This window comes from Hyphomonas beringensis (genome assembly GCF_000682755.1).
In the GTDB taxonomy this organism is placed as follows: Bacteria; Pseudomonadota; Alphaproteobacteria; order Caulobacterales; family Hyphomonadaceae; genus Hyphomonas; species Hyphomonas beringensis.
Map to the genome: position 1 here is coordinate 32,542 of NZ_AWFF01000076.1, position 19,929 is coordinate 52,470.

General features: G+C 59.7%; 20 protein-coding genes and 1 pseudogene. 13 read left to right on the forward strand and 8 right to left on the reverse strand.

What is annotated here, in order from left to right; all coding sequences use genetic code 11:
• Nucleotides 1-128: 128 nt before the first annotated feature.
• Nucleotides 129-728: a cation efflux transmembrane domain-containing protein gene (locus HY29_RS15565; RefSeq protein ID WP_013301506.1), complete on the reverse strand. Its 600-nt coding sequence runs from the start codon at nt 726-728 to the stop codon at nt 129-131.
• A gap of 137 nt (nt 729-865) precedes the next feature.
• On the opposite strand from HY29_RS15565, the gene HY29_RS19275 reads away from it, so the two are divergent.
• The 8 genes and pseudogenes from HY29_RS19275 to HY29_RS19965 form a co-directional block, all read left to right on the forward strand.
• Nucleotides 866-1,078: a hypothetical protein gene (locus tag HY29_RS19275; RefSeq protein ID WP_155838382.1), complete on the forward strand. Its 213-nt coding sequence runs from the start codon at nt 866-868 to the stop codon at nt 1,076-1,078.
• A 194-nt stretch (nt 1,079-1,272) separates the two neighbouring features.
• Complete coding sequence (locus HY29_RS15575; protein ID WP_081811447.1) at nt 1,273-1,737, forward strand: MerR family transcriptional regulator; 465 nt, start codon at nt 1,273-1,275, stop codon at nt 1,735-1,737.
• A gap of 130 nt (nt 1,738-1,867) precedes the next feature.
• Nucleotides 1,868-2,170, forward strand: a complete 303-nt coding sequence (locus HY29_RS19960) for a hypothetical protein (protein ID WP_370172165.1) — start codon at nt 1,868-1,870, stop codon at nt 2,168-2,170.
• A 73-nt stretch (nt 2,171-2,243) separates the two neighbouring features.
• Nucleotides 2,244-3,539: a TolC family protein gene (locus HY29_RS15585; protein WP_034798621.1), complete on the forward strand. Its 1,296-nt coding sequence runs from the start codon at nt 2,244-2,246 to the stop codon at nt 3,537-3,539.
• Nucleotides 3,536-4,840, forward strand: a complete 1,305-nt coding sequence (locus tag HY29_RS15590) for an efflux RND transporter periplasmic adaptor subunit (RefSeq protein WP_034798625.1) — start codon at nt 3,536-3,538, stop codon at nt 4,838-4,840. Before HY29_RS15585 ends, HY29_RS15590 begins: the two co-directional genes overlap by 4 nt.
• 12 nt (nt 4,841-4,852) lie before the next feature.
• Nucleotides 4,853-7,966, forward strand: a complete 3,114-nt coding sequence (locus tag HY29_RS15595; protein ID WP_034798630.1) for an efflux RND transporter permease subunit — start codon at nt 4,853-4,855, stop codon at nt 7,964-7,966.
• Entirely contained in the window at nt 7,950-8,198 is a 249-nt protein-coding gene (locus HY29_RS15600) for a hypothetical protein (RefSeq protein ID WP_034798633.1), read from the forward strand. Before HY29_RS15595 ends, HY29_RS15600 begins: the two co-directional genes overlap by 17 nt.
• A gap of 72 nt (nt 8,199-8,270) precedes the next feature.
• Nucleotides 8,271-8,676, forward strand: a pseudogene (locus HY29_RS19965) (cation efflux transmembrane domain-containing protein); the annotation flags it as partial.
• A gap of 9 nt (nt 8,677-8,685) precedes the next feature.
• On the opposite strand, the gene HY29_RS19645 reads toward HY29_RS19965, so the two are convergent.
• The gene (locus HY29_RS19645) at nt 8,686-9,102 is read right to left on the reverse strand and encodes a MerR family transcriptional regulator (RefSeq protein ID WP_034798637.1); all 417 of its coding nucleotides are present in this window, start codon (nt 9,100-9,102) and stop codon (nt 8,686-8,688) included.
• Between the two features lie 80 nt (nt 9,103-9,182).
• Between HY29_RS19645 and HY29_RS15615 the strand changes: the two genes are divergently transcribed.
• The 5 genes from HY29_RS15615 (at nt 9,183) to HY29_RS15630 (ending at nt 12,180) form a co-directional block, all read left to right on the forward strand.
• A complete protein-coding gene (locus tag HY29_RS15615; RefSeq protein ID WP_034798640.1) occupies nt 9,183-9,557 on the forward strand; it encodes a mercuric transporter MerT family protein in 375 nt (124 codons plus the stop codon).
• A 14-nt stretch (nt 9,558-9,571) separates the two neighbouring features.
• The gene (locus HY29_RS15620; protein ID WP_034798642.1) at nt 9,572-9,895 is read left to right on the forward strand and encodes a heavy-metal-associated domain-containing protein; all 324 of its coding nucleotides are present in this window, start codon (nt 9,572-9,574) and stop codon (nt 9,893-9,895) included.
• Nucleotides 9,896-10,070: 175 nt separating this feature from the next.
• Complete coding sequence (locus tag HY29_RS19760; RefSeq protein ID WP_256434990.1) at nt 10,071-10,373, forward strand: FAD-dependent oxidoreductase; 303 nt, start codon at nt 10,071-10,073, stop codon at nt 10,371-10,373.
• Complete coding sequence (merA, locus tag HY29_RS15625; RefSeq protein WP_034798644.1) at nt 10,330-11,781, forward strand: mercury(II) reductase; 1,452 nt, start codon at nt 10,330-10,332, stop codon at nt 11,779-11,781. The genes HY29_RS19760 and merA overlap by 44 nt, the downstream gene beginning before the upstream one ends.
• A gap of 60 nt (nt 11,782-11,841) precedes the next feature.
• Nucleotides 11,842-12,180 carry a YnfA family protein gene (locus HY29_RS15630; protein ID WP_013301493.1) on the forward strand — a complete coding sequence of 113 codons (339 nt, stop codon included), beginning with the start codon at nt 11,842-11,844 and terminating at the stop codon, nt 12,178-12,180.
• Between the two features lie 70 nt (nt 12,181-12,250).
• Here HY29_RS15630 and HY29_RS19765 read toward each other — a convergent pair whose 3' ends face one another.
• The 6 genes from HY29_RS19765 to HY29_RS15660 form a co-directional block, all read right to left on the reverse strand.
• A complete protein-coding gene (locus HY29_RS19765) occupies nt 12,251-12,814 on the reverse strand; it encodes a copper-binding protein (protein WP_241765235.1) in 564 nt (187 codons plus the stop codon).
• On the reverse strand, nt 12,795-13,295 hold the full coding sequence (locus HY29_RS15640; RefSeq protein ID WP_013301491.1) for a copper-binding protein: 501 nt from the start codon (nt 13,293-13,295) through the stop codon (nt 12,795-12,797). Before HY29_RS15640 ends, HY29_RS19765 begins: the two co-directional genes overlap by 20 nt.
• A 94-nt stretch (nt 13,296-13,389) precedes the next feature.
• Nucleotides 13,390-13,605, reverse strand: a complete 216-nt coding sequence (locus tag HY29_RS15645; protein ID WP_034798647.1) for a hypothetical protein — start codon at nt 13,603-13,605, stop codon at nt 13,390-13,392.
• Entirely contained in the window at nt 13,602-16,817 is a 3,216-nt protein-coding gene (locus HY29_RS15650) for an efflux RND transporter permease subunit (RefSeq protein ID WP_034798648.1), read from the reverse strand. Before HY29_RS15650 ends, HY29_RS15645 begins: the two co-directional genes overlap by 4 nt.
• Nucleotides 16,810-18,672 (reverse strand): efflux RND transporter periplasmic adaptor subunit, encoded by a 1,863-nt coding sequence (locus HY29_RS15655; RefSeq protein WP_034798649.1) that lies wholly within the window; start codon nt 18,670-18,672, stop codon nt 16,810-16,812. The genes HY29_RS15650 and HY29_RS15655 overlap by 8 nt, the downstream gene beginning before the upstream one ends.
• Nucleotides 18,669-19,883 (reverse strand): TolC family protein, encoded by a 1,215-nt coding sequence (locus tag HY29_RS15660; RefSeq protein ID WP_034798650.1) that lies wholly within the window; start codon nt 19,881-19,883, stop codon nt 18,669-18,671. The genes HY29_RS15655 and HY29_RS15660 overlap by 4 nt, the downstream gene beginning before the upstream one ends.
• Between the last annotated feature and the right edge of the window lie 46 nt (nt 19,884-19,929).

A 19,929-nucleotide genomic window follows, 5' to 3' on the forward strand; every position in this document is an offset into this window, starting at 1 on the left:
AATAGAAAGTTGATCGAGTAAATATTTGTTACGGTAACGCTTGGGAACCCATCATGCGAGGCCCAGTGACGCTGCGCGCGCACCATTTTGAGAATTTTACGCACTTGTTTCATTCCGGGTTTGGGGCATCATCCTGACTGATGCTTATCAGCATGCGCATCGCGCAGAATATCGATTCCACCATATACCGCAATCGCCGCGACTCCCAATCCGACAAGCAGATCTGGCCAGTTGGACCCAGTCCACAGTACGATTACGCCCGCGAGAATGATCCCCCCATTCGAGATGAAGTCATTGAAACTAAATGTTGTAGCGGCTCGCAGGTTTACATCCTTCTTTTCTATTTTTTTCAAAAGCCAGAGACAGATCAGATTTACAACACCTGCAATCGCGGCCATTGCCAGCATGATGAGACCGAGGGGTTCAGATCCTTCAAAGTATCGACGGATTGCGTCGCCGGCGACGCCGACGGCAAATACAAGAAGCATTCCACCTGACAGTCGAGCGGCGTTGCGTTTCCAGATCTGCGAACGTGTAAGTGCAAGCAGGCTCAAGCCATACACAATCGCGTCCGAGGAATTATCCAGCCCGTTCGCCAGGAGGGCATTGGAGTCGCCGAACCAGCCTGTGACAAAAAAGCCAATGGCTATGAGTATGTTTAGCCATAGTACGATTTGAAGAGTTCGGCGCTCGTCTGACGTCTCGATTTTCAAGTCTTCGCTACCCATCCTATGATTTTACCAACCGTTGTCTGTGAGGGGAGATGCACCGTAAGAATTTTATCGAAGCGTCTCCGTTAGAAAGCTTGGTATTGCGAGCGTATTGAGGATAGCTGGAGTAGCGGTAGGGCCCTGAGGTGGCAAGTGTGCCCTTGGCTCTTGGTGTCTCGTCGAAACCGAACCGGAAATCTGCGCGCCAAACCACCATATTCGCGATGATGAGAGGGGCAAACCCGAGGCCGAATATCGCCCAGCAGGGTACGGGAGCGGTTCCCCTACCTGAAGCCCCAATCGACAGCGCCGCTCCGAAACTCGTGATCGTACCCATCCAGATGATTGGTGCCACAAAACGCGAATAACGCTGCGGGAGCCAAATTCTCTGCGCGGGGAAGGCTGCAGACCAAATAGGAATCACAGCAACTGCGCCACCTGTGGCAATGCCGAGTATCTGGATTGTCGTATCGCCACTCATGTTGCCTCCTGCGCTTGTGTTTTCAGCCGTCAGGGTTATTTCCTGCAGTCTACAGTAACTAGAGGGGCAAGGGGCGCTATCATGGCCTTGATGACGATCGGAAAACTGTCAGGGGCGACGGCCGTAAAAGTCACGACAATCCGCTATTATGAATCCATTGGCCTGCTCGACGAGCCGCAACGCAGCGCAAGCGGACAGCGGTTGTACGCAGGGGACTCTGTAGAGCGTCTCCGTTTTATACGTCATGCAAGGGATCTGGGGTTTCCCGTCTCAGCGGTAAGGGAACTGATTTCGCTGCAGGTAGAGCCAGGCAGGGAGTGCGTCCTGGTTGACCAGATTGCACGTCGCCAGCTTGACGAGGTTCGCCGCAGGCTGACCCAATTGGAGGCGCTCGAGGCCGAGCTCAAGCGCATGATCCGCGCTTGCGAAGGCGGCAAGATCGGATCCTGCTCTGTACTCGCTGCCCTTGGCCAGCACGAGAATTGCTTGCACGAACAGCATGATGGCGCCGAGGTGCTTGCAGGGCTTCCGTCAAGAGGCGCTTGACCCTCCAGTGACTGGAGGTGCTAAAAAGAGAGTGAGCCTGTTTACCCGATCGTAAAAGAAAGTAGCTAGCCCAGCAATCATGTTTTCGTTCCAAGTCATAACGTGTTTACGAAGGTTGCTCGTCATGGTGATGGCGATAGCTTTTGTTATTGCGCCGATGACGGCTGCGGCGGATATCATGCATCCGGGCAATCAGGCCGCAGAGGAATGTTCTACGAGTGAGCTGGCCCAAGATGCCCCTGATAAGGAGCCATCGCATGAAGGTCATGACCATACCGCGCATCAGTGCGGAAGCTGTCATTTCCATCTGATAGGCGGCGGCGATCTAAGCGGCGCTCCGAAGTCTGTCGTGCAGACAAAACATTTGTTGCCTGGCGGTTCTTTTCTCGAGAACCTCCGCCCAGACGGTCTTTACCGTCCTCCTCGCGCCTAGACCAACGACACAGGAATATTTTGCGTGGCTACGGCCTCGCTGTCGTTGAATCTGGACGAGGAAACCAGCAAAAATGAAAATTCTTATATGCAGCGCGATCACCGCGCTCGCCCTGCCGGTCATGGCCGGTACGGCCTATGCGCAAGGGTGTAGTTCTGTCTATGTCGGCGCGACTGACTATGATCAATCCCGACCACTGACGCTCGACGCGGCTATTGCTCGCGCCGCCAATGCTTCGCCTGAAGTTCTGACGGCGGCTCTCGAGGCGAAAGCTTCATCGGCCGACGCCGATCAGGCGAGCCGTTGGCTTAATCCATCTCTGTCTGTCGAAACCGAGAACTTTGCCGGCAGCGGATCGCTTGAAGGCTTCAATGCCTACGAGACGACCCTGGTAGTGGCGCAGACCTTACAGCTTGGCGATAAACGAAGACTTTCCGAGCGGGCCGCCAGAGCTGAAGCCGCATTGGCGAGTGCCGAATGTTCTGTACGAAGCCTGGAAGCTCAGAAACTCGCAGGGGAACTCTATCTGGAACTTCGTGCCGCTTACGACATGGCCGAGGTCGCTCAGGCCTCAGCCGATCTCGCATCCGAGTTCTCTGGCGTCGTCCAGCGCCGCGTGGACGCTGGAGCGTCGGCTCCGCCTGAGTTGCTGCGCGCGCGGGCTGAAGCAGCAGCGCTTCAGGCGGTTGCGGATGGTGCGCGGGGCCAGGTCGAAGCCAAAGGGCTAGCGCTTGCGTCCGTTTGGGGTAGTCCAGAGATCGACTTTGTCTTGTCTGGCACTGCGGAAATCGTAACAGATCCGGCGGGTGGGTCGGCTCAACCAGATTCTGGCGTTCATCCGTCACTTGCGGCGGCTAAGGCCGGAGCGACGGCTCGTAGCGCGGCGACGGACCGGGCCCGCGCCGGCGCATGGCCTGATATAACCGTATCGGCTGGTGTCCGAAGATTTGAGGACACGGGCGATAGCGCGTTTCTGGCGGGTGTCAGTGTTCCTTTGCCGGTCTTTGACCGCAATCAGGACGCAACGCGGGCGGCGGGATTACGTACCCAGAGTGCCGAGCTATCAGCACAGACTGTTGAGGCAAGGTTGCGGGCCGAGCAAGCGAGCCTCGCCGCGCAGGTGCGGGCTGCGAAGTCTCGCTTGCAGCGTCTCGAGGGCGAAGCGCTGCCGCTCGCAGAAGAAGCCTATACAGCTGCGGCAGAGGGCTACCGGGTTGGCAAGTTCGACCTCACAGCCACGCTCGATGCGCGGCGCAGTCTGATTGAAACCCGCGCCGCCGTAATCGATGCCCGGCTGGCGCTCCAGACATACACGCTGCGGTTGCGTGCGCTGATTGGCGCCGCGCCGTTCGAAGGAGAGATCCAATGAAACTGAATTTATTCTATGCGGCGCTGCTTTCGCCAGCGCTTTTGTATCTTAGTGCTTGCGGCAGTGACGCCTCCGATTCGTCTGGTGCAAACCGGACGCCCCCACAAGCCGAAGATGGCCATGACGACCACGAAGACGGTAGTGATGAGGAGCATGAAAGCCATGATGAGGCCGATGGCGACGATCATGAGGGACATGAAGAAGGAGGCGGTCATACCGAACACGAAGGTGAAGGCGGCGATCATGTCGAGCTGACCGCCGAGGAGGCGGAAGCTGCCGGTATCCGGACCGGGCGAGCCCAAACCGGAGCGGTTTCGGGCCAGCTGGAACTGCCGGCCGAGATCCGTTTCGATGCGGACCGTGTCGCAAGGGTCTCGCCACAGGTCGAGGGCACCGTTGCTCAGCTCTATGCAGGCGAAGGCGATATCGTGAAAGCCGGCGCCACGCTTGCCCGGCTGACCAGTCGTGAACTCGCCGGCCTAAAGGCCGATTATCTGAATGCCCTGAGCGCCGAGCGCCTCGCGCAAGCCGAGCTTGAGCGTGAGGAAAACCTCTGGGAGCAGAAAATCACCGCCGAGGCCGATCTGCAATCGGCGCGTGCGGCATTCGCCGCAGCCAATGCCGGCCGGGAAGCTGCTGAAAACAGGCTTCATGCGATCGGCATTGGTCATGGCACACTGGACAAGCTTAATGAAGCTGCGGATGGGTCACTTGCACAAGCCTATGTGACGGCTCCCCTTGCCGGAGAGGTGATTCAGCGGAGCGTTTCTCTTGGAGAAACCGTATCGGCTGGCGGCGCGCCCATCTTTGTCATCATCGATGATAGCGTCGTCTGGGCCGACATCGCCGTCTACAAGGAAGATCTCGGCAAGGTCAGCGAAGGCCAGACCGTGACATTCCAGCAGGAGGGTGGCCGCGTCCTGGCCGAGGGGACAATTTCAAATGTCCTGCCTGTCATCAATGAGGCATCCCGCACTGCGACCGCGCGGGTCATTGTCGACAATGCCGAACACAGGCTGAAGCCCGGTCAGTTCGTAACGGCGCGGATCGACACGGGAGAGGGGCGCCCCGTCGTGCGCGTTCCCTCCGATGCGATCGTCAGCGTCGAGGACAGGATTTCGGTCTTCGTCCCGACCGATGACGGGTTCGAACCGCGCGAGGTCCGCACAGGGGACAGCGCGAGGGGCTATACCGAGATCATTTCCGGGCTCGAGGCCGACGAAGCATTCGTTGCCGAAGGCGCCTTCACCCTGAAAGCGCAGCTTGAAAAAGACGCTTTCGGCGACGGCCACGCACACTAGGAGACCCGCAAAATGATCAATTTGATGCACCGCCTTGCGGGTGGCCGGCTGCTTGCCGCCATTGCCGCACTCGCCCTGTCGATCGGGGGGCTGTTTGCCTTTCGCAGCCTGCCTGTCGACGCTTTTCCCGATCCCTCACCTTCTCTGGTCCAAGTCTTCACCGAAACTGAAGGCCTGTCGCCCGAAGAGGTCGAACGCTATGTCACCTATCCGATCGAGACGGCCATGTCCGGCCTGCCCAAGGTCGACGAGATCCGCTCGACATCCAATTTTGGCCTGTCTGTCATCAATATCTATTTCGAGGACGGCACGGACGTCTATTTTGCCCGCCAGGTCGTCGGCGAGCGCCTCGGCGAGGCCGCCGACGCCATTCCCGACGGTTTCGGCACACCCAAGATGGGGCCGATTTCGACCGGCCTTGGTATCATCATGTACTACCGGCTCGTCGATGAGACCGGCGAGCGGTCGCTGGTTGAGCTGCGCGAGATTGCCGACTGGATGATCAAGTATCCGCTTCAGTCGGTTGAAGGGGTGACGGAGGTTCTGTCACTAGGGGGGTTCGAGAAGCAGTACCAGGTCCGCCTCGATCCCGATCAGCTGACATCCTATGACCTCAGCGTCGGCGAGGTGATTGCCGCCCTGGAGAGCGCCAATCGGACGGCCGGCGCGCAATTCATCGAAATTGGCGCCGAACAGTACACAGTGCGCGGGGTCGGGCTCGCTCGCTCCCTCGATGATCTGCGTGAAACGCCGGTCAAGACCGTGGATGGACGAACCGTCCGCGTCAGCGACCTCGGTGAAGTCGCGATAGGTGGCGGCGTCCGGCAGGGGCTCGCAACTGCCAATGGCGAAGGGGAGACCGTCGCCGGTCTCGTCCTGAAACTTTATGGCACAAACACGTCTGAGGTGATCGAGAACGCGCAAGCGCGCTTCGACGAGATCAACCTGTCGCTTCCCGACGGTGTCAAAGCCGTTCCGTATTATGATCAGGGCGCGCTGGTGAATAAGGCAGCCGCGACCGTGACGACCGCCCTCTGGCAGGGCGCGCTCCTGGTCGCGGTCATCGTCTTCCTGTTCCTCGGCGGCTGGCGTCCAAGCCTCGTGGTTGTCATGGCCATACCCTTCTCGGTCGGCTTTGCCTTCATCGCGATGAAATTCCTCGGCATCGGGGCCAATCTGATGACGCTGGGCGGGGTGGCGATCGCCATCGGGATGATGGTCGACGGCGCCATCGTCATCGCCGAGAACGTGGATCGCGGCTTGCGCGAACGACGCGAGGGTGAAGATAGCCGCACGACGGTCGCGCGAGCGAGCGCCGAAGTGATCGCGCCGCTGATTGCTGCCGTCCTCGTGGTGATCATTGTCTTCCTGCCGCTCTTTTCGCTACAGGGCACTGAAGGCAAGACGTTTCGGCCGCTCGCCGCTTCTGCCGCGCTCGCCATGACAGGGTCGCTGATCTATGCCGCGCTCATCGCTCCGGCGATGGCGCTCGGCCTCATGCGTCCGCCCAAGAGCAATAGCCAGGAGAGCGACAGCCGGCTTGTTTCGCTGATCAAGCCGCTTGCGGCCTTCTTCGTCCGGCGACGTCTCGCGGCGGTCGGGCTAGCAGGCGTCCTGCTTCTGGTTGGGGGCCTCTCAGCGACACGCCTTGGCTCGGAGTTCACGCCTGCGCTGGAGGAAGGCGATGTCCTGTTGCGTGTGACGATGGCGCCGTCCATCTCGCTAACCGAAGCAAAGGAAACGTCGACCCGCATCGAGGCAAGACTGCTTGAAGCCTTCCCCGAGATCAGTTCCATTGTCAGCCGGATCGGTCGTGGGGAAGTCGGCGCGCATGCCGACCCGGTCAACAGTATCGAGGCCTTCGTGGCGCTCAAACCCCGAAGCGAATGGCGCACTGGCATCAGCCCGGATGAACTCCGGGCGTCGATCTCCGAGAATCTCGGCGGCTTTCCAGGCGTCAGGGTCAATGTTGGCCAGCCAATCGCCATGTCGGTTGATGAGCTCCTGACCGGCACAAAGGCGCAACTGGCGGTCAAGATCTTCGGTCCGGATACGGCGGTCCTGCTCGAAGGCTCGCAGGACTTGCAGTCCATTCTTCAGGAGGTTCCAGGGGCGACCGACGTCCAGGCCGATCAGATCACCGGCGCGCCGCAGCTTGTGGTCTCGCTCAACCGTCCTGCGCTCGGCCGGTATGGACTGAGCGTGGAGGAGGCGCTCGATGCCTTGCGTTCCGGCGTCGGCGGGGCAGAGGCTGGTGCCGTTTTCGAGGGGGTACGTCAGTTCCCTGTCATCGTGCGCTATGCCGAAGAGGACCGCAACACGCCCGCGGCCATCGGACGGATTATTCTGGAATCGTCCAGCGGCGCACGGGTTCCACTCGAAAGCGTGGCAAACATCAGGGAGATTGTCGGTCCACGTCAGATCACGCGCGAGAATGGTGAGCGATTCATCACCGTTCAGCTCAATGTGAGAGGACGCGATATTGGCAGCTATGTCGCTGATGCGCAGCAATCGGTCGCCAGCCAGCTCGACCTGCCGGCTGGTTATCGCGTCGAATGGGGCGGACAGTTCGAACTCCAGCAGGAAGCGAATGCGCGGTTCGCGGTCGTGATCCCGATCACGCTCGGTATCGTATTCCTGATCCTGCTATTGACGTTCGGGCGCATGAAATCGGCCATCCTGATCCTGCTCAACATTCCGCTGGCGCTGACCGGCGGGGCGATGGCGCTCTGGATTGCAGGCCTGCCGATCTCGGTGCCTGCGACGGTCGGCTTTATTGCCCTGTTCGGTATCGCGCTCGGCAATGGCATGGTGCTGGTCAGTTTCATGGATGATTTTGCCAGGGAGGGCCGTGGTCGCGATGAACTTGCCGTCGAGGCGGCAGGCTTGCGGGCACGTCCTGTGCTGATGACCGCCCTTACGACGGCGCTCGGCCTTGCGCCGCTGCTCTTCGCAAGTGGTGTCGGTGCTGAAGTGCAGCGGCCACTGGCCACGGTGGTCATGGGCGGGCTGGTCTCCTCGACCGTGCTAACTTTGCTGGTGCTACCCGCCCTTCACCGCTGGTTCGCACCAAAGCCCGACGCGCACCATTCCTTGTTGGAGGCCGAGCATGTTCATCCATCGTGAACTTCGCTTCGCGGTCATGTCCGTTTCTCTCGCAGCCCTGGCCGGCTGCGAGAGTCTCGACAACGTGATGGGGGCCCTTTCAAGTGAGCAGGCGGCCAAGGTGCAGGAGGAATGCGGCCTGATACCACCAAAGAGCCGTGTAAAAAACGCGGTACACGCGCGGCGACGCGCGTATCTCGATTGCAAGCGCAAGGTGCTGGAAGAGGAGGCCGATCCTGAGCCACGCACATGATCATGACGATCTTGATCCCGCGAGCGATGATCGTCGGGTCTCCATTGCCATCTGGTCAATAAGAGTGTCATACGAATCACTGATCCGCCCGCCGTTGGTGGCTGGATGATCGTTATTCTTGGCGGTGTTGCGCTGGTCATTGCAGAGCTTACAGCCCTCCTGATCTATTCGGTGCAGAATGGGAGCGTGAATATCCGGGCGCTCCTCCTTCACAATCTGTCCGACGCACTCGCATCTGTAGCCGTGGTTGCGGGCGACGCGCTCATCCTCATCTATGACTGAAAACTGTTCGATCCGTTCGTGACGATTGGTATCGCGGTAACATTCTCTGCCTGTCGTTCCGCGAAATCGGCGGGCGATCCACATGTTGTGGCTAGGTAGTCCGCCGGACATTGACAACGGTGCCGTCATTGAGGCGATGCGGAGCGGTGATGGTGTCGTGGATGTCCATCAATTGCATCTCCGGCAGATGCAGGAGCCCCTTTTGTCAGCTATCTTCGAACAGTTTGTCGGTGAGTGCGCAATCGGGTGTTTCAGCGCCGGTGCAACCAGCCATGATCTCGCCGAGCCGTCGATCCATCTGCTTCAGATCGGCGATGCGTTTACGGATATCGCCCCGATGTGCTTCTGCCAGCGCCCTGACCTCCGCGCAGCTCGGCCTGCCATCATTGATGCCAAGTAGCGAGCGTACATCTTCCACGGAGAAGCCGAGGCTGCGGGCTCGCAATATGAAACGCAGTCGTACCTGATCTTCATTCGAATACAGCCGGTGGCCACTTGCCGTGCGGGCTGGTTCGGGCAGCAATTCGATCTTTTCATAATAGCGGATCGTTTCAAGATTGCAGCCGAGCCGCCCGGCCAGTTCAGCCCGTTTGAGTGCTGCTCGCGGCGATGTGATGGCCATGATGAAATACCCACTTGTGTCTGTACCAACTACAGAGCGTAACGTGATCATGATCAATAAAGCAATGGGAACAGCTGGTCATGGCAGGTACGGAAAACAGCCCAGCAAATGAGCGTCGCTCAAGGTGGCTTGTTGCCGGTGGCACGCTGGGGGCATTCCTTGCATCATCCTGCTGCATCGTGCCGCTTGTGCTGATCAGTCTCGGTGTTTCCGGAGCGTGGATTGGCCAGTTGACGGCGCTGGAACCCTACAAGCCCCTTTTTCTTCTGGTCGCGATCGGATTTCTCGCGGCTGGGTTCTGGGATGTCTATTTTCGAAAAACCAGTGTCTGCGAGGATGGTAGCTATTGCGCCCGTTTGCAGTCGTCAGTCGTCAAGCAGGTCGCCCTGTGGAGCGGCGCGCTTGTCGTGCTGGCGGCCTTGACCATCGATGTATGGGCACCGTTATTTTACTAGCCAGGGAGACAAGTATGAAACGCACATGGATGATCGCCGGACTGGCAGGTCTGGCACTCGCGGGGGGGCTCGCAGTCGCCGGCGCGCAGAATGCTCCGGATGCCTCGGTGGAGGTCGAACAGGCGACAGCCCGTTTTACGATCGGAAACATGACCTGCGCGACATGTCCGATTGCTGTCAGGAAAGCGATGATGCGTGTCGAGGGCGTTAAATCTGTCGATATCGATTATGCGGCCAGGACCGCAGAGGTGGTTTACGATACGGCGGCGACAACGCCTGAGCTGATCGCTGCGGCTTCAACCGATGTAGGATACCCGGCAAGCGTTACGGACGGTTGAACACGCAGCATCTGGAATATCCTGATGAGGCACCTGCCAGTCGATGTTCGCATACATCGTCAGATTTTCACACAAGGCTTTCACTTTGATGTCAAAATGGACTGACCGAAAACTGCTGATAACGGGTCTGGCCGGTACCGTCATTGCGACACCTTCTTGTTTTGCATCAATGAGCATGTGCCTCAGCCCCGGCCGGGTACCAAAAATGGACAGGCTGAACCTTGAAGCTGCCTGCGCCGAGTGCACTCGGCGGGGCATCCAGGTGAACACATCGATGCGTACGAGCGATCCCGCGGTCTTCGCCGCAGGCGAATGCGGCGACAGCGGCCCCAACCTGATCCCGGCCACGCCTCCGACATCGGGTCGATGGTGTGATTTTGAATACTTGATCGAGGCCGCGTCGCCATGCCTGGTCACAAGCCAAGGAAGAAATAATGAATCAAACCGTAAAGACAGGCGATTGCTGCTCCGTCAATAAAAACGGCGACGACAGCTATGACCTCATCGTCATAGGTGCTGGCTCGGCCGGGTTTTCGGCTTCGATTAGCGCGGCCGAGGCCGGCAGGCGCGTGGCCATGGTTGGACATGGCACCATCGGCGGCACCTGCGTCAATGTCGGCTGCGTGCCGTCCAAGGCGATGATACGGGCCGGTGAAGCGGTGCATGCTGGTACAGCGGCGGCACGGTTTCCGGGCATTGAGCCCTGTGCGCAGAGCGTGGACTGGTCAGCGGTCGTCAAGGGGACGGCCGAACTGGTCGACGAGATGCGCCAGAAAAAATATATCGATTTGCTGCCTTCCTATGAGAATATCACCTATATTGAGAAAGGTGCCGCACGCCTGATCGAAGGCGGGATTGAGGTCGGCGGGCGGATCATCGCTGCACCGAAGGTTCTAATCGCCACCGGCTCGCGCCCTTTCTTGCCGGAAATTGACGGGATCGAGACCGTGGAGGCGCTCGATTCCTGGGACCTTCTCAGCCTGCCCGATCAGCCCGAAAGCATCCTGGTACTGGGCGGCGGCTATATTGGCTGTGAACTGGCGCAGATGGCGTCGCGGCTGGGCGTCAAGGTTACACTGGTCACGCGTTCGCGCCTTCTGCCCGGCGTGGAACCGGAAGTGGCCAAGGCGTTGACCGACGCGTTGAAGGCTGAGGGTGTCGCGGTCGAGACCAGCCTGTCCTACCGATCGGTGAGACGGAGTGACGGCGGCGTCACGCTGACAATCGAACGGGGTGGAAAGCCTGTGACCCTCTCCGCGCAGCGGCTTGTGGCCACCACAGGCCGGGTGGCCAATTCCGAAGACCTCGGCTTGCGCGAGTTCGGCATCGAGACCGATGCGCGTGGATCGATCAAGGTCGGAGCCGACATGGCCACAACGCGGCCTGGCGTCTGGGCAGCGGGTGATGTCACCGATCGCGACCAGTTCGTCTACATGGCCGCTTATGGGGCCAAGGTGGCGGCCAACAATGCGCTCGGGCTTCAGGATTTGCGCTATGACAATGGGGCCATGCCCTGGGTCGTGTTCACCGATCCGCAGGTCGCCGGCGTCGGCCTTTCCGAGGTGCAGGCGAAGGCAGCCGGTCATGACGTCAAGGCCAGCGTGCTGACGCTGGACCACGTGGCACGCGCCGCCGCCGCCCGCGATACCCGCGGCGTCATCAAGCTGGTCGCGGATGCGAAGACCGACCGCCTCCTGGGCGGACAGATCGCGGCGCCCGAAGGGTCTGATGCGATTCAGACGCTGGCTATGGCGTTGAAGTTCGGCATGACGAGCAAGGCGCTTGGCGAGACAATTTTTCCATACCTGACAACTGTTGAAGGGTTGAAATTGGCGGCACAGACGTTCGACAAGGACGTGGCGAAGCTTTCATGCTGCGCAGGCTGAAACCAATTTTAACCGCAACGGGGCCTCGCCAGTCCAGCCAGATCAGGAAACGTCCCAGCCATGGATATTCGCGCGACGTTGTTGATCTATGCTGGCGCGGCAACCGCCGAAATTGCCGGTTGTTTTGCATTCTGGGCCTGGCTGCGGCTTGGAAAGTCCGCTTTCTGGCTGGTTCCGGGGATGATATCCCTTGTTGTATTCGCTTGGCTGCTGACACTGGTGGAAGCGTCTGCAGCCGGGCGCGCCTATGCCGCCTATGGTGGGGTTTACATAACTTCCTCGCTCATCTGGCTATGGACCATTGAGGGGATTCGTCCCGACCGCTGGGATCTGATAGGGGTTGTAACCTGTCTGATCGGGGCTGCGGTTATTCTTTTTGGTCCGCGCATGCCAGTTTGACGCTATGGCGAAACGGGTCTTTATCGTCTTCCCTTTAGCTCGATCGGGGACAGTGCCGGAGTATGCCGCCTTACTGATCTGGAGGGTTGTCCGGATAAATCGTTTCTTGGTCCGGGCAGTCGCGGCCATTCGCGGGAATGCTGCAAATTTCCATGATGCGATGAGAACCGTCCCGGCCCCGTTTGACCTGGAAGATCACGTCATCGCCTTCAGAGAGGTCAGTCAGCTCAACATCGCCCATTAAAGCGAAACTCATGGTCATCGCGCCCATGGCGATGCCTTCGAAAGGGCCATGGTCGATGGTGACCCGGCCGTCGTCGCGATCAAGGGATGTGATCCTGCCCGTGGCCCGTCCAGTATCGCCGGGCATAGCTTCATCTGCCTGTTCGAACGGTTCAGGCCTGGTCTGGTCCGCAGGGCCGGATGCTGGCGGCGTTCGGCTTTCGGGGTCACTGCAGGCTGTCAGGGAAACGGAACCTAACAAGAAGGCGGTAATCAGAATTCTTTGAGTCATTGGGATTTCCTGGTGAACTAATCGGGAGACGCAGGCATTCCGGCCGCGGAACGCGGCCGGAACCTGATTTACGAATTTTTTGCTTGAAACAGAGGACCGGCTAGTGATCGGTGTCGTCATGATCCTTGCCTGACATGCCGGACATGGATCCGTGTCCGCCCATGTTGCAGTCCATCATGCCTTTGCCTTTCATCATCGACATCATGGATAGTTTGAAAGCATCCGGATCGCCGCCGATCGGCATCATCATGGCGATATCATAATTGTCGCTGTCGTCCTGCTTGAGCATGAAATGGACGTTGTCGCCATTCTCGAATTTGTCGAGCGCAACCATTCCGCCGACCTCGAAGTCCATTGTCATTTCACCCCAGCCGATCTTCTTGATCGGATCGTGTGAAATATTGACGGTTCGGGCATCCAGATCGACGCCGTTAATGACGCCAAAGCCGGGCGCCATGTCGCCGCAGCAGCTCATGCCGGACATGTCCATGTCTTTCATGCTGTCCATTTTCATGCCGGCCTCCTGGGCGAGCGCCGGACCAATCAGGGCCAGTCCGAGGATTGCGCCTGTGACTGCTGTCTTTCTGACGAGGGTTTTCATCGTTTTCTTCCTTTTTGATTGTCAGGCGCGGCTTTCAACAGAGGCCCCCGATGCGCGCCGGGACGGGGGAATAGGGTGGATGGACACGGGACTATTATTTCGACCTCAGATATTTGATGAGGGCAGCGATCCCGAGCAGGAGGAGGAGCACAGCAAGCAGCATGAACACCGTGCCGAACAGGCCGCCACCCATCATGCCGCCGTCGATCATCATTCTGCCTGATGAGCGATCCTGCGCGGCCGCCGGCAGCATGGCGCCACTCAGAAGCAGTGGAAACAAAAGCTGAATTTTCAACAGGTGTCTCGTCATGGTTTTTCTCCTTCGGGGGTGAATGAGCCGGCCCGGTTATCCGGTTCGGCCCGGGGTAAATCTGATGGAATCTGCAGCCCGACCCGGATGTAGTAGATGGCCGGGATCACGATCAGGGAGAGGATGAGGGTTGAGGCCATGCCGCCAAGCATGGGCAGGGCAATCCGGCGCATGACGTCCGATCCGAGGCCGTCGGTCAGGAAGATCGGGGCAAGACCTGCAAAAATGGTCGTGACCGTCATCAACTTCGGCCTGACGCGCATGGCCGCGCCCTTGCTGACAGCTGCGAAAAGCTGGCTCCTGTCAGACGGGTTCGCCTTTCGGACTTCCGCGTCGATATAGAGCAGCATCACGACGGCCGTCTCGACAGCGATGCCGCCCAGGGCGATGAAACCGACCGCGACGGCAACTGACAGATTGTAGCCTGCCAGCCAGACGGCCCACATTCCGCCGACCAGGCCGAATGGCAGGCTGGCCATGATGATCAGGGTCCGGTCGAGCCGGCCGAAATGTAGCATCAGCAGCAGGAAGATCAGTGCAATCGCAGCTGGAATGGCGATTTTCAGCCGCGCATTCGCTTCCTGCATCTGTTCATACTGTCCGGAGAACTCCACCGCATATCCCGCAGGCAGGTCGACGGCGTTGGCAATCACCTGTCTGGCGTCTGCAACATAGCTGCCCATGTCCCGGTCCGCGATGTCGACGAAAACCCAGCCAGTCAGCCTGGCATTTTCCGATCGGATCATTGGCGGGCCTTCCGCATAGGAAATGTCCGCCAGTTCGCTGAGAGGGATATGGGCGCCGGACGGGGCGGGCACGAGTATCTCTTCCAGGTCTGTGGCACTCTCACGAAATGGCCGATCATAGCGCAGGATGATGTCATAGCGTTCCCGGCCCTCGACAGACTGGGAGAGCGTCATGCCGCCCAGGGCGGTTTGGATCACGGACTGGAAGGCTGCCATGTCGATATTCCGCCGGGCGAGTTCGCCCCTATCCGGCGTGATCTCGAGATATTTTCCGCCCATGACCCTGTCGGCGAAGGCCGAGCGCGTTCCGGGTACGTCCGAAATGGCCGCTTCTATGTCCCGGGCAATGGTCTCAATCTCTGTCAGATCATCGCCGGTAACCTTGATGCCAATGGGCGTGCGCACACCTGTTGAAACCATGTCCATGCGAATCTTGATCGGATAGCCCCATGAATTCACGAGGCCGGGCATTTGCAGCTTGGCATCGAGCTCATCGGTGATGTCCTCGACCGTCACACCTGGCCGCCAATCCTCCTTCGGTTTCAGCTTGATCCATGTTTCGATCATGGTGAGTGGCGCTGGATCGGTTGCGGTATCGGCGCGCCCGGCCTTGCCGAAGACACGATCGACTTCTGGCACGGTCTTGATGACGCGGTTTGTCTGGCCAAGAATCTCCCGCATCTTGGTGGATGACACGCCGGGCAGGGTGGTCGGCATGTAGAGGAGCTCGCCTTCATAAAGGGCCGGCATGAATTCCGAGCCGATCCTCTGGACCGGCACGATGACACTGGCCGTCAGCGCGAGCGCAAGGGCGACCGTGATCCATTTGAACCTCAGGGCTAGATGGAGCAGCGGTTTGTAGGCCCAGACGAAGAAGGCGTTCAGGGGATTGGCTTCCTCGCGCCGGAACCGACCCCGCATCAGGTACAGCATCAGAACCGGGACAAGTGTCACCGACAGAATGGCCGCGAAGGCCATCGCATAGGTCTTGGTATAGGCGAGAGGACTGAAGAGCCTGAAGCTCTGACCGGTCAGGGCAAAGACCGGCAGGAAGGAGACCGTGATGATGAGGAGTGAAAAGAATATGCCGGGGCCGACTTCCTGAGCCGACTCGACCAGCGCCTGGCGGCGCACGCTCGGATCGGGTTTCGGTCCCAGATCCGCCAGTTTCCGGCTGGCATTCTCGACAAGCACAATCGAGGCGTCGACCATGGCGCCGATCGCGATGGCGATCCCGCCAAGTGACATGATGTTCGCTGTGACACCTTGCCAGGACATGATCAGGAACGCGCCGAGCACTCCGAGCGGCAAGGTGATGATGGCAACCAGAGATGACCTTACATGGAGGAGGAAGATCAGGATGACGAGCGCAACCGCGATGCCTTCCTCGATCAGCTTGTCTTTCAGATAATCGACCGAACCCTCGATGAGTGGCGCGCGGTCATACACAGTGACAATCTCGACACCTTCCGGCAGGCCGCGCTGGAGACTATCAAGTTTCTCCTTCACACGTTCGATCACCGACAGCGCATTCTCGCCATCGCGCATCACCACGATGCCGGACACCGTTTCGCCTTCGCCATTGAGTTCGACAATGCCGCGCCGGAGGGCCGGGCCTTCGACAATCCGGGCGACATGGCTCAGCTGGACGGGGGTGCCATCCTCTGCCTTGACCACGACCTGTTCGAGATCAAGCTTCTCATCGACATAGCCTGATGAGCGGATGACATATTCCGTTTCGCCCTGTTCGAGCACGCGGCCACCGACTTCGCTTGAGGCTGCGCGGACCGCGTCACGGATACGGGTGATCGACAGGTCGTAACTTCTCAGGCGATTGGGATCGAGGAGAACCTGGTATTCCCTGACAAAACCGCCGACCGAGGCGACTTCAGAGACCCCCTCCACACCGGCCAGTTCGAGTTTCAGGAACCAGTCCTGGAGTGAACGCAGCTCGGCGAGATCGGTCTTGCCGGTCTTGTCGACCAAGGCATACTGATAGACCCAGCCAACGCCGGTCGCATCCGGTCCTATCTGCGGTACGGCGCCTTCCGGGAGTTCAGACCCCAGCCGGGACAAGGCTTCGAGCACGCGCGAGCGGGCCCAGTAGAGGTCAACATCATCGTCAAATATGACATAGACAAAACTGGTGCCGAACATTGAGGAGCCGCGCACATCCTTGGTCTTCGGCAGACCGAGAAGGTTCGTCGATAGTGGATAGGTGACGAGGTCCTCGACAATCTGCGGGCTCTGGCCCGGAAAATCGGTACGAATAATGACCTGGGTATCTGTCAGGTCCGGCACTGCATCGAGCGGCGTGCGCTGGATCGCCATCCACCCGGTCACAGCCAGTGCAGCGGCGAGCATGAGGACGATGAGCTGGTTGGAAACCGACCAGGAGATCAGCTTTGCCACCCATGATCTGGAGGGGTCTTGCCCCGCGAGGTCTCTGTCGTTTCGTTCAGTCATGACCGTCCCCCGAATGCCCAGGGGCCTGGTCAGCGCCAGTCTCGCCGTCATTGGTCGTCATCGACATGCCGGCCATCGGGTTGGGCCAGTCAATCCGTTCAGCTCCATCTGCGCTGTACGGATTGGCCGGTTTGGCTTCTTCCTGCAGCCAGTACCGGCCCGTTGCGGTGTCCCGGTAGAGCACCAGACCAGCCTCGCTGTAATGCTGAGGTGCGCCTTCCAGCAGCCAGGGTTTCAAGGCCTCGACCAGGTCTGAGAGTTGTGTGGCAAGGTCTTCGCGGTCCGTGGCGTCCTGCGCGGCGGCGAGAGCGGTTTGCGTAGCATCCATGACCGGTGCCAGTTTCGTGTTCGCGTAACGGTCCCGCAGCACAGGCACCAGGGCGAGGGCGGGGTCCACGAATAGCGGATCGATGTCATACCCGTCTGTCAGGGCCTCGTGGAAGTAGAGCGCCATGTCAGTGAAGTGATCGATTTCGGCGAGGGCTTTACTGTCCACCGGTATATCGGAGAGCGGTGTTTCCGGACTGGCCGCACTCGCATCTGGAGCTTCCAGCTTGGCAAGGCCTTCTTTCAGGTTGGCTTCGCTATCGAGCAGGAACTGCCCGCTGGCGACGACCATGTCGCCGCTTTCCAGACCCGACAGGATTTCGGTCCGGCCATTGGCCGAAATGCCGGTTTGCACGGCGCGTCCGGAGAAGCGGCCATTGCCCTCGGCGATGACGACACGGGCGCCCTCGCTACCAAGTAGAATGGCTTCACTCGGAACCGAAAGACGCGGTCGGCCGCCGATATTCAGCCTTATGTCCGCATAGGCGCCCGGGCGAAGATAGCCCGACACATTGTCCACTTCGATCCGGACGTCGGCTGTACGGGTTTTCGGGTCGATTGTCGGATAGATATAGTCGACCTGGCCTTTGCCGGGGGCATCGGGCGCGCTCGGAAAATCGAGTTCGGCCGGCATGCCTGCCTGCACCAGCGGCAGGTCGCTCTCCGGCACAGAGGCAATGACCCAGACATCGGCATAGGATTGCAGGCGCAGTATGGGTGTACCGGGTTTGACATAGTCGCCATTGCGGATCTGAAGCTCGGCAACCGTGCCGCCGGCTTCTGCGTAAACCGGAACACGTTCAATGACCTGGCGGGTTTCGGTCAGCCGGTCGATGGCCGCATTCTGCATGCCAAGGGAGCGCAGGCGTTGGCGAACCGACGCGATGCGCGCTTCGTTGCCGATCTTGAACGAGTTCAGATAATCTTTCTGCGCGGCGATCAGGTCCGGACTGTAGATCCGGTAGAGGAGACTGCCGGGGCGGACGGTGTCGCCCTCGGCATTGACCGCCAGATTCTCAATCCAGCCTTCTAGCCGCGAGACGGTAACATTTTCGAGCCGTTCATTGGTCTCGACCGTGCCGAAGGCTCTCAGTACACGGCTGAAATCCCCGGTCTCGGCAGGTGCTGTCCGGATCCCCATGGTCTGGATCATTTCCGGCGAGACGGCCACGCCCGATCCGGTGCCATCGGCATAAACCGGGATGTAATCCATGCCCATGGAATCCTTTTTCGGAACGGGCGAGGTGTCCGGCTTGCCCATGGGATGCTTGTAGTAAAGGATTTCGCCTGCTGAGCTCGTTGGTTCCTGGGCCTTGTCGGCAGGCACCAGGTCCATGCCGCAGATCGGGCAGGTGCCGTCCGGATCGGTCGAAATATAGTGAGGGTGCATGGGGCAGGTGTATCGTTGCGTCTCGCTCGAGGCGTTCGGTTTTTCACCCTGGCCGCCCGGTGATCCGCCCGGTGCGCCGCATGCGGCGAGCAAGAGGGCGGCAGATGCGGTGCCCATTATCAGGAATGTCTTTTTCATTGTGTCACCAGGAGGGCATTCAGGCGTGCGATCGCAGCGGCCTTGCGGGCCGTTTCAGCTTCGATTTCCGCCCGGAGTTTGAGAATGGCGATCTCGCCGTCAATGATCGGCGCATAGCCGCCAACACCGGATTCATAGGTAATCAACTGGGCCTCGACTTCGTCTTCGACGGCAGCGATCTTGACCTGCAGGACGTCGATACTGGCATCGGTCGCGCGGATAATGGCGTCCCGGGACGCATACTGGGCCGCCGCATTCCGTGCGGCAGCCTGGTAGCGTTGCTCGGCGCCGGCCCGCTCAGCCTTTGCGGCGCGCAAGTTCGGTGCCTGCTTCCTTTCGGCCCAGAGCGGAACCGTAAAAGTCACCATACCGGAGACCCAGTCATCCCCCGCGAACATCGCGCCTTCATCGCGCTGTTGATAAGTGAGCTGAGCCCCCCATTCTGGCTTCCAGGCCGCGCGGGCCTCGTCGATACCGTAATCGGTAACGCGGACGGCCGCGTCGGCAATGCGTACGGTATGGAACTCAAGCGCTGCGCCGGACCAGTCTCTTTCAGTCAGGGGAGGGAGGCCAGTTGAAGGGACCAGTCCGACGAGTTCGATCAGGCGCGCATCGGTCTCGGCTTCCTGCCGATCAAGATCAACAAGCGTCCGGGAAACTTCTGCCCGTTCGCTTTCAATTTCGGCAAGGCGATAGACGGCCGGGCGGCCCGCGTCGATCTCGGCCTCGACAATGTCGACAAGCTCGTCATATTTGGCGTTTCGCGCTTCGGCGAGGGATCTCTGCCTGGTCAGTCTAGTCTTGTCAGCGAGAAAAGCGATGAGTTCGGCGCGCAAGGCCGCATAACGGGCATCGCGAACCGCCTCGGTCTGTGCTGACATCGCCCGGGCTTCACCGGCGCGGGCTTCACGGCCCGCGAAGCTCGGAAATTGTTGCCGGATACCAACGGCTTTATTGGTCGGCAAGTAACTGTCGAATGAGGGATCGAAAATCGGAATGTTGTTGATCCCGAGGGATACGACGGGGTCCGGGAGTGCGGTTGAGGCGACAGCACGCTCCCGGTCGGCTTCGGCATCGTAACCGAGAGCGGAGAGGCTTGGATGGGCCTCGAGACGGGCTTCAAGCTCGGCAAAGCTCTGAGCGCTGGCAACCGCCGCCAGGGGCACAGCGGCAAACGCTGCGACCAGCAGCATTCTCGAAATGTGGGGCATGATAAAACAGGCTCTTCTGAATTGTGTGAGACGATGACGACGGGCT